The organism is Collinsella aerofaciens (assembly GCF_964283865.1).
Lineage (GTDB): Bacteria > Actinomycetota > Coriobacteriia > Coriobacteriales > Coriobacteriaceae > Collinsella.
Map to the genome: position 1 here is coordinate 49,163 of NZ_CAXYLS010000013.1, position 6,823 is coordinate 55,985.

General features: G+C 62.6%; 5 protein-coding genes and 1 pseudogene. All 6 read left to right on the forward strand.

Annotated elements, in window-relative coordinates; genetic code table 11:
- Position 1: 1 nt before the first annotated feature.
- The 6 genes and pseudogenes from ACRX4W_RS07510 to ACRX4W_RS07535 all read left to right on the forward strand — a co-directional run bounded on the left by ACRX4W_RS07510 (position 2) and on the right by ACRX4W_RS07535 (position 6,592).
- Positions 2-838, forward strand: coding sequence for a transketolase (locus ACRX4W_RS07510; RefSeq protein ID WP_432299871.1), 837 nt, complete (start codon positions 2-4; stop codon positions 836-838).
- Positions 831-1,772, forward strand: a complete 942-nt coding sequence (locus tag ACRX4W_RS07515; RefSeq protein WP_117839926.1) for a transketolase family protein — start codon at positions 831-833, stop codon at positions 1,770-1,772. Before ACRX4W_RS07510 ends, ACRX4W_RS07515 begins: the two co-directional genes overlap by 8 nt.
- Before the next feature lie 142 nt (positions 1,773-1,914).
- Positions 1,915-3,405 (forward strand): FGGY family carbohydrate kinase, encoded by a 1,491-nt coding sequence (locus tag ACRX4W_RS07520; RefSeq protein ID WP_117839927.1) that lies wholly within the window; start codon positions 1,915-1,917, stop codon positions 3,403-3,405.
- A 135-nt stretch (positions 3,406-3,540) separates the two neighbouring features.
- Positions 3,541-4,029, forward strand: coding sequence for an S-ribosylhomocysteine lyase (locus tag ACRX4W_RS07525; RefSeq protein ID WP_117770240.1), 489 nt, complete (start codon positions 3,541-3,543; stop codon positions 4,027-4,029).
- Between the two features lie 144 nt (positions 4,030-4,173).
- The gene (locus tag ACRX4W_RS07530) at positions 4,174-4,818 is read left to right on the forward strand and encodes a DUF4867 family protein (RefSeq protein ID WP_432299874.1); all 645 of its coding nucleotides are present in this window, start codon (positions 4,174-4,176) and stop codon (positions 4,816-4,818) included.
- 344 nt (positions 4,819-5,162) lie between these two features.
- A pseudogene (locus ACRX4W_RS07535) lies at positions 5,163-6,592 on the forward strand (6-phospho-beta-glucosidase).
- The last annotated feature ends 231 nt before the right edge of the window (positions 6,593-6,823 follow it).

Below are 6,823 nucleotides of genomic sequence, written 5' to 3' on the forward strand. Positions count from 1 at the left end.
AATGGCAACTATCGAAGAGCTTGAATCCCTGCGTTGGGACCTTCGCCGCGATTGCGTCGATATCATCATGGCCGGCGCCGGCGGCCACATCGGCGGCGACATGTCGGTGATCGACGCCCTCATGACGCTCTACGCCAACCACCTCAACATTTCGCCCGAGACCGTCGACGATCCCAACCGCGATCGCTTCGTGCTCTCCAAGGGCCATGCCATGGAGGCCTACTACGCGGTACTCTGCCACGAGGGCTATCTGGACCTCGACGACGTCAAGGCCCGTTTCTGCAAGTTCGGCAGCCCCTACATCGGCCACCCCAACAACAAGCTCAAGGGCATCGAGATGAACTCCGGTTCGCTGGGCCATGGTCTGCCCGTGGCCGTCGGCATGGCGCTTGCCGGCAAGATGGACGGCCGCGACTACCGCGTCTACACCATCATGGGCGACGGCGAGCTTGCCGAGGGCTCGGTTTGGGAGGGCGCCATGAGCGGCGGCAACTACCAGCTCGATAACCTGTGCGCGCTCGTGGACCGCAACCGCCTGCAGATCAGCGGCAGCACCGAGGACGTCATGAAGCAGGACTCGCAGGAGGAGCGCTGGGCCGCCTTCGGTTGGAACGTGCTCTCCATTCCGGGCAACGACATTCAGGCCATCGACGCCGCGCTGACGCTGGCCGCCGAGACCAAGGGTAAGCCCACGGTCATCATCCTCAACACGGTGAAGGGCTATGGCTCGCCCGTTATGGAGGACAAGGCCGCCTGGCATCATCACCTGCCCAACGATGAGGAATATGCCCAGATCATCGCCGATTTCGCTGCCCATAAGGAGGCTATCAATGGCTAACAAGATCGCCAACCGCAAGGCTATCTGCGACGCGCTGCTCGAGGCCGCCGCAACCGATAAAGACATCGTCGTCCTGTGCTCCGACTCCCGCGGCTCCGCATCGCTCACGCCGTTCTTCGATCAGTATCCCCAGCAGTCTATTGAGGTCGGCATCGCCGAGCAGGACCTGGTGAGTATCGCCGCCGGTATGGCCTCGTGCGGCAAGAAGGCCTGGGCCGCCTCGCCGGCGTCCTTTGTGACCACGCGCTCGTATGAGCAGTGCAAGGTCGACGTTTCGTACTCCAACACCAACGTCAAGCTCATCGGCATCTCGGGTGGCGTGTCCTACGGCGCTCTTGGCATGAGCCATCACTCCGTGCAGGATATCGCCGCCATGAGCGCGATTCCCAACATGCGCGTGTATCTGCCGAGCGATCGCTTCCAGACCGCCGAGCTCGTGCGTGCCCTGGTCGCCGACAACAAGCCGGCCTACATCCGCGTGGGCCGCAACCCGGTGGAGGACGTGTACACTGAGGACGAGTGCCCGTTCCAGATGGATCGCGCCACCTGGGTGCGCCGCGGCACCGATGTGACGATCGTCGCTACCGGTGAGATGGTCCGCCACGCCGTGGACGCCGCCGATCTGCTGGCCGAGCAGGGCATCTCGGCGACGGTGCTCGATATGTACTGCGTCAAACCGCTCGATGCCGAGGCCGTGATCGAGGCCGCCGGTGCCACGCGCGCCGTCGTGACCGTCGAGGAGCACAGTCCCTTCGGCGGCCTGGGTTCCATGGTCGCGCAGGTCGTGGGTGAGCACTGCCCGCGTCCGGTCAAGTGCCTCTCCCTGCCCGATGCGCCGGTCATCACCGGCACGAGCCCCGAGGTCTTCGCGCACTACGGCCTGACGGGCGAGGGAATCGCCAAGACGGTCGCCGAGGTCCTTCCCGCAGAGTAATTGGTGCATCGGGGACAGGTTTGCACCAATCCTTTTAGGTTGAATTCTGAGCAGGCCGGCTGCGCTCTCATGAGCCGGTCGGCCACTCGCTCCTTGTCCGTCGGGTTTTAGTTTTGAATCGACGGGGGAGACAGGAGAGTACATGAGCAAATACATCATCGGAATCGATCAGTCCACACAGGGTACTAAGGCGCTGCTGGTGGACGAGGGCGGCCATCTGATCCATCGCGCCGACCGCTCACATCGCCAGATTGTCAACGAGGCCGGCTGGGTGAGCCACGACCCGGCCGAGATCGCCGCCAACGTGCTGGCTGTGGCACGCACCGTGGTGGAGGAGACCGGGGTCGATCCGGCAGACATCGCCGGCGTTGGCATTTCCAACCAGCGCGAGACCACCGTTGCCTGGAGCCGCACGACGGGCGAGCCGCTGTGCGATGCCGTGGTGTGGCAGTGCGCCCGCGCCCGCGAGCTGTGCGACGAGCTGGCTGCGCGCGAAGGCGTGGCCGAGCTGGTGCGTGACACGACGGGTCTGGTGCTCTCGCCCTACTATCCGGCGGGCAAGATGGCCTGGATCCTCGCGAACGTTCCCGCGGCTGCCGAGGCCGCGGCGGCGGGCGAGCTGTGCCTGGGCACCATCGATGCCTGGGTGGTCTGGACGCTCACGGGCGGCGCGGAGTTCCGCTGCGACTGGTCCAATGCCAGCCGCACGCAGCTTTTTGACCTGCGCCGTGGCTGCTGGAGCGAGCCGGTGTGCGAGGCCTTTGGTGTCAATCCGGCGTGCCTGCCGCAGGTGACCGATTCCGATGGCCTGTTCGGTACAACGGACCTGGGCGGCTTTTTGCCGGCGCCCGTGCCCATCCACGGCGTGCTCGGCGACAGCCATGCCGCCTTGTTTGCCCAGGGCTGCCATAGCCGCGGCATGGCCAAGGCGACCTATGGCACCGGCAGCTCGGTCATGATGAACGTCGGCGACGAGTTTGTCGCCAGCTCGCACGGGCTTTCGAGCTCGCTTGCGTGGCGTATGGACGGTGTGACCGAGTATGTTCTCGAGGGCAACGTGAGCTACGCCGGCGCCGTCAAGACGTGGCTGCGCGACGACCTGGAGCTCATCAACAATCCCGAGGAAGTCACCGACCTGTGCTACGCCGCCAATCCGGCGAGCCGCGTCTACTTTGTGCCGGCGTTCACTGGCCTGGGCGCGCCGCACTGGGCGAGCGATGCCGAGGGCTGCGTCTTTGGCATGACGCGCACCACGGGCCGTGCGGAGTTCGTAAAGGCCGCCGACGAGTCGATCGCCTATCAGATCTTCGACGTGATCGATGCGATGGTCGAGGATTCGGGCGCGGCACTGGCCGAGCTTCGTGTTGACGGCGGTCCCACGCGCGACGCGTACCTGATGCAGTTTGAGAGCGACCTGGTCGGCTCGCCCATCCGCATTGCGAGCAACGACGAGATGAGCGGTCTGGGTGCGGCTTGGGCCTGCGGCATTGCGCTGGGCATGTACACGCGCGATGTCGTTGACGTCTACGGCGCCCGCGGCATCGTGGAGCCTGCCATGCCTGCCGACGAGCGAGCCAAAAAGATCGCCGGCTGGCGTCACGCCGTCGACGCGACCATCGCCTACACTGCCTAGGCGGCTGCGCGGCGCCCGCAGGCTATTCCCGGGTAGCTCATTTGGGACGGGGCTTTTTTGACTGGTATGATTGGTGCGATCATTCGAACCAGCTAAAAGAGCCCCGTCCTAAATTGACTACCGAGAGGAACTGCCATGGAGCGTATCGCGAGTTTTTCCGTTGACCATCTGCTGCTCGAGCCCGGCGTGTATGTGAGCCGCATCGACCGCGATCCGGCGACCGGCGCCGCCGTCACCACCTTTGATCTGCGCCTGACCACGCCCAACAAGGAGCCGGTCATGAACACGGCCGAGTGCCACACCATCGAGCACCTGGGCGCGACGTTCCTTCGCAACCATGCCGAGTGGTCGAGCCGCATTGTCTACTTTGGTCCCATGGGCTGCCGCACGGGCTTTTACCTCGTCGTGTTTGGCGAGGTGACGAGCGAGGAGATCCTGCCGCTCGTGCGTGAGCTGTTCGAGTTTGTCGCCGGCTTTGAGGGCGATGTCCCCGGTGCCGCTCCCGAGGAGTGCGGTAACTATCTGGACCAGAACCTCCCCATGGCAAACTGGCTCGCGCGTCGCTATCTCGACCGCGACCTGGCCGATATCGATGAGAAGCACCTGCATTATCAGCAGGCGTAAGGGCTTTATCGCCCAAAGCGCGCGCATTGGGCGCCTTCGCTTATGCGGGGGCGCCTTTTTGTTGAGTGGTCGGGACGAGCGTTCAAAATCGCTCATGTTTGTTCTAGAATGTTCATATAGTCACATTTACGAACAGGAGCGAACATGCACATCTATTCTGTCAACGATCCCAAGTTCAAATCCTATGGCAACGTTTGGGATGACGTTCCGTCCGAGCTCACGTTGCTCGTGCTCGAGGCGCTCTCTGCCACGCCCATCCCCGAAGGCAGCAAGTACGTAGCAAGCGCGCCGGAGCTCGAGAGCGTCAAGGGTGCCGATAAACTGGGCTTTCTCATGTTTGGCGGCCGCTCCTTCCAGCTCGGCTGGTGCAACGGGCACAACACACGCCTCAACTGCCTGGAGTATCACCGCGCCAGCGAGTTTAACCTGGGCGCCCGCGACTTTATCCTGCTCGTGGCGCATCGCTGGGAGATTGAGGGCGGCAAGCTCGACACCGCGTGCGTCAAGGCGTTCCGCGTGCCGGCGGGTACGGTCGTCGAAGTCTTCAACACCACGCTCCACTACACGCCCTGCATGGTCGACGACGGCGGCTTCCAGGTGATGGTGGCGCTGCCGGCGGGCACCAATGGCCCGCGCCCCGAGGCCGCAGCCGACATGCCTGCCGCCGGTGACAGCTACTGCTACTGGAAGGCCGACAAGTGGGTTCTCTGCCACGCAGATAGTCCCAAGGCTGCCGAGGGCGGCTACGTGGGCCTCGTCGGCAAGAACCTCGACATCGCCTGTGACTAGCATCTTCCGTCTCGATTTGTAACATCTAGCGGGCTAAATCGTCTCTACCTGTTACAGATTTAGACAAACTGCGGGGGGCTGCCCGAAAATCTCGATCTGTAACACCAAGCCCGGTTTTGGCTGCCTACCTGTTACAGATCGAGACAAACCGTCCCCAAACCACCACAAAGGTGCCTGTCCCCTTTGTGGTGGTTTGGGGCGGCGGTATCAGAAAGTGTCAGGCAGGGGCGGCTGCCGGGCCGCCGTGTGCGAAAAGAAGTGTCGGCCTGCGCCGTTGCCGTTGAGCGACGCGTTGTTTGCAGGGATACTGAGCCTATGACAACAGCGTGCGAAAGGATTGATGCATGGCTTTCCGTAAAGACTTCCTGTGGGGCGGCGCGACGGCTGCCAACCAGTGCGAGGGCGCTTACGACGTGGATGGCCGCGGCCTAGCCAACGTGGATGTGGCACCGCACGGCCCCGAGCGCTATGCGGTGGTCTCCGGCCAGCGCAAGATGCTCGACTTCGAGGACGGCTATTACTACCCCGCGCAGACTGGCATCGATTTCTATCACCATTACAAGGAGGACATCGCCCTCTTTGCCGAGATGGGCTTTAAGACCTTCCGCATGAGCCTGGCGTGGACCCGCATCTTCCCCAACGGTGACGAGACTGAGCCCAACGAGGCCGGCTTGGCCTTCTACGAGGACGTGTTCCGCGAGTGTCAGGCGCACGGCATTGAGCCGCTCGTGACCATCACGCACTTCGACTGCCCGATTCACCTCATCAAGGAGTACGGCGGCTGGCGCAACCGCAAGCTCATCGACTTCTACAAGAACCTCGCGACCACGATCTTCACCCGCTACAAGGGTCTGGTGAAGTACTGGCTTACCTTCAACGAGATCAATATGATCTTGCACCTGCCGTTTATGGGTGCCGGTCTGGTCTTTGAGGAGGGCGAGAACAAGGAGGCCGTCGAGTACCTGGCCGCCCACAACGAGCTCGTCGCCAGCGCTTGGGCAACCAAGATCGCTCACGAGATCGACCCTGAGGTCAAGATCGGTTGCATGCTTGCCGCAGGTAGCTACTACCCCTACAGCTGCCGTCCGGGCGATGTGCGCCAAGCGCAGATTGACAACCAGAGCAACTATTTCTTCGTCGACGTTCAGAGCCGCGGCTACTACCCGGCCTATGCCGCAAGAAGCTCGAGCGTTTGGGCATCGATGTGGGCATGACGGATGAGGACCGCGAGATCCTGGCCGCCAACACCGTCGACTTCATCAGCTTTAGCTATTACAGCACCCGTTGCTCCGCCGGTGCCGATAACCCCGATGTCGAGCGCACCCAGGGCAACGCCTTCGCCGGCGCCAAGAACCCCTACCTGCAGGAGAGCCAGTGGGGCTGGGCCATCGATCCGCTGGGCTTCCGCATCACCCTCAACGACCTGTACGACCGTTATCAGAAGCCGCTGTTTGTGGTCGAGAACGGCCTGGGCGCCAAGGATGTTGTCGAGGAGGATGGCTCCATCAACGACGACTACCGTATCGACTACCTGCGCCAGCATATCGCCGCGATGCGCGATGCGGTGACCGAGGACGGCGTTGACCTGCTGGGCTACACCACCTGGGGCCCAATCGACCTGGTGTCTGCCGGCACGGGCGAGATGTCCAAGCGCTACGGCTTTATCTATGTCGACCGCGATGATGCGGGCAACGGCACCCTCAAGCGTTCCAAAAAGAAGAGCTTCGACTGGTACAAACACGTCATCGAGACGAACGGCGAGGACCTGGCCTAAGGCTTCCCAACAACCATAGCCTCCTAACCAAAACGCCCGGCGAGCAGTTAATGCCCGCCGGGCGTTTTGTTAAAAGAAGTGAAAGCACTCATTGGGGACGTACTTAAATGAGCGCCCGCAGAATGAGAGTGGATAATCTCCCGTTTTTAGCCTGTTTGGGGGTGCGGACGATTTCTTGGACCGCGCCTAGGCGTATCCAAGCTTCCTGCGGTACTCCATCGGGCTCAGCCA